At 64.5% G+C, this 2,129-nt stretch carries 2 protein-coding genes; one reads left to right on the top strand and one right to left on the bottom strand.

Annotated features, from left to right (window positions below; translation table 11 throughout):
- Positions 1-217 precede the first annotated feature (217 nt).
- Complete coding sequence (locus EN893_RS30565; RefSeq protein ID WP_245473134.1) at positions 218-1,204, bottom strand: IclR family transcriptional regulator; 987 nt, start codon at positions 1,202-1,204, stop codon at positions 218-220.
- Here EN893_RS30565 and EN893_RS30560 point away from each other — a divergent pair.
- A partial coding sequence (locus EN893_RS30560) for a tripartite tricarboxylate transporter substrate-binding protein (protein WP_164901257.1) occupies positions 1,173-2,129 on the top strand: 957 nt, incomplete at its 3' end. The genes EN893_RS30565 and EN893_RS30560 overlap by 32 nt on opposite strands.

The following is a 2,129-nucleotide window of genomic DNA, read 5'->3' as shown; positions in this document are numbered from 1 at the left end:
GGGTGGCTGCGAAGTGCGGTTACCGGGAAGTGGTGAAGACCACCTATCACGACACTCCGACCATCCTGCTGGCGCGGTGACCTGAGCCGCGGGCTGACAGCTGCCGGCGCCGGCATGATGGCGCCTGTCGCCAGCAATGATGACGAGGCGGGCCGCGCCAAGAACCGCTGTGGCCTGGTCAAATTGACTTGAGCGGGGCTTCCAACGAGGACGTGTTCTACGGCATGGCGTCCGCTGCCAGGCTTGCCCGCTCGAGCATGGAGGCGTCCTCGCCGAAGGCGCGGGTGGCGCGGGCCGCCGCCTCGAGCAGCGGACGCTTCATGCGCTGCAGAAATGCCGCGTCGACGCGCGTGCTGGGTCCAGCCAGGGTCAAGGCGCCGAGCAGGACGCCTCCCGGGCCGAACACCGGCGCCGACACGCCCCCCGTCTCAGGGTCCCGGTCGCCCACGGCGAGGCAGTTGCAGGTCTCGCGGATGGTCTCGTACGGTTCGCCCTGCTGGCCCGAAAACGCTGCGAGCACGCGGCCTCCCGAGCCGAGCAGCAAAGGCAATACGTCGCCTTCGCGTATCGTGTAGCGGATCGGGTGCTTGGATTCGACGCGGTAAAGACAGGTGCGGACATCGCCCGAGCGAACATAGAAGGCAACGCTCTCCCAGCTTCGCTCGGAAAGATCGCGCATGATCGGCAGCAGGATATCGACCGCCACGACCGAACGCTGGTAGAGCGCACCGAGCCGAAAGGTCGCGGGTCCGACGCGGTAGCGTCCATTGTCGAGGCGCTCGAGCAATCGTCCGCGCATGAGGGAATTCGCAAGCCGCAGGATGGTGCTCTTGTAGAGGCCGGTGCGCGCCGCGATTTCGGCCAGGCTGAGCGACCGGTCATCCGTGGTGAAGGCATCGAGGATGGCAATGGCCCGATCAAGCGCGGCAACACCGTCCGCCGAGGTGCGATCTATTTCCCCATCTGCCGATTTGCTTGGCGAGTCCATGGTGGTTCCAGTTTGAAGAAAGCCGAGCGACGCGACTCTGTCGCGCCGCCAAATCGTTCTGTCCAGTAGAATATCGTTTCCGTTGACAGAACTCCGTAACATCTGCTTGAAATCGATGACGGGTCTGGATGCAGGCGCGTTTTGGCGGGCACCGGAGGAGGTGTCGTGATTTGGAGGAATCCCCATGCTGAACAGACGCAGATTTTTGATGAGCACCGCAGCCGTGGGTGCCGGGCTGATGACGTCGCATCTTTCTCCCGCTTACGCCGAAGGCGCGCCCCAGATACAGCTCTTCGTGCCTGCCGCACCGGGTGGCGGCTGGGACCAGACGGCGCGCACGATCGACCAGGTGCTGCGCAGTGAAAAGCTGATCTCGGGTTCGCAGATCACCAATGTCGGCGGCGCCGGCGGCACTGTCGGGCTGCCGCAATTCATCAGCCAGTGGAACGGCAAAGGCAATTCCCTGATGGTTGCCGGCATGGTCATGGTCGGCGCCATCATTGCCAACAAGGCCGCGAACAATCTGACGCAAGTCACCCCGATCGCCCGCCTCACCGGCGAGTTCGAGGCCCTGGTCGTGCCGGCGGAGTCACCGTTCAAGACGGCCGCTGATTTCGTCGCCGCGCTCAAGGCCGATCCGACAAAGGTTCCCGTCGCCGGCGGCTCCGCCGGCGGCTCGGATCACATCTTGTTCGGCTTGATTGCCAAGACGGTCGGCGTGCCGGCGACAAACCTGTCCTACGTGCCGTTCGCCGGCGGCGGTGAGGCGTTGTCGGCGCTGCTCGGCAACCAGGTCGCGGCCGGCATCTCCGGCTTTGGCGAGTTCTCCGAGCAGGTCAAGGCGGGCGCGCTGCGGCTGCTCGCCATCTCGGCTGACAAGCGTCAGGACGGCATCGACGCACCGACGATGAAGGAAGCCGGCATCGATGTCGAACTGTTCAACTGGCGCGGCGTCTTCGCACCGCCCGGCGTTTCCGACGCCGACAAGGCGGCGATGGTCACAATGATCGAGACCATGGCCAAGAGCGATGCATGGGCAACCGAATGCAAAAACCGCAACTGGACGCCCATCCTTTTGACTGGCGACGACTACGCAAAATTCCTCACCGAGGACACGGCCCGCATCACCGCGATCCTCAAG

The sequence above is a fragment of the Mesorhizobium sp. M7A.F.Ca.CA.004.04.2.1 genome, assembly GCF_004022825.1.
In the GTDB taxonomy this organism is placed as follows: domain Bacteria; phylum Pseudomonadota; class Alphaproteobacteria; order Rhizobiales; family Rhizobiaceae; genus Mesorhizobium.
The sequence above is the reverse complement of the archived record's forward strand: the minus strand, read 5'-3'. Positions and strand labels throughout refer to the sequence as shown.